Source organism: Psychrobacter sp. 1U2 (assembly GCF_051847575.1).
In genome coordinates this window covers 1-803 of record NZ_JBPYDC010000854.1, presented here as the reverse complement: position 1 = coordinate 803, position 803 = coordinate 1, and the positions used below count along the sequence as shown (strand labels likewise).

Below are 803 nucleotides of genomic sequence, written 5' to 3'. Positions count from 1 at the left end.
CGCTCCTGACTCTCATGTGGCAGAAGCCATTGATGATCGCAGCCTTGATGAAATACTAGCCACTGATATGCAGCCTTTTGCCCAGACATTACCATGGCTCGATGCACTGATGCCAGCGCATGTGATATTTTCGCAAGTAGATGATAAACCTGCAGGTTTTTCCAAGGTTTGGTTGCAAGACATCATTCGTGATCAGCTCAAATTCGATGGTGTTTTATTTTCTGATGATTTATGTATGGCAGGCGCACAAGCGGCTGGCGACATTAGCGACCGTGTACGTGCAGCCATCAAAGCCGGTTGTGATATTGCTCTAGTATGCAATGATCGCATTGCAGCTCATGAAGCGGCCAAGGTTGCTCAAGAACTGCCCTACCCTAACCAAAGCCGCCTCAAAACTATGTGTGGACAGGTACCGTCATGGCAAGGAGATTTAAAATCGACCTGCCAGCAGTTTGAATATTGGCAGCAAGCTAAGGAGAATGTTCTAAAGACGTTTTTTAATGCTCAATCTGATTTTTCGCTACCCCAAAGTGAATATAAGGAACTAGACCCAACTGACTACAGATAAATAGTTTTGGTAGTTAAGTAGTTTTTATCGTCTTTGAGGACATTTTATATAACAAAAAAACGCACCCTTAAAAGGTGCGTTTTTTTAAATTAGCAGTTAAATTTAATCCTTATTGTGGGTCTAATACCGTACCTTGAGTAGGATCATCACCATCTGGCAATACATCATCATTGTTGTTGTCTAATGGATTTAAATCTGGATCTGGCACAGTAGCATCTACGCCATTGTCATCACC

1 protein-coding gene is annotated in these 803 nt (G+C 42.5%); it reads left to right on the top strand.

Features of this window, described 5'->3' with window-relative positions:
• Positions 1–568: glycoside hydrolase family 3 N-terminal domain-containing protein (locus ACS8FD_RS19135; protein ID WP_439277025.1), on the top strand; the 568-nt coding region annotated here is incomplete at its 5' end.
• Positions 569–803: the final 235 nt, after the last annotated feature.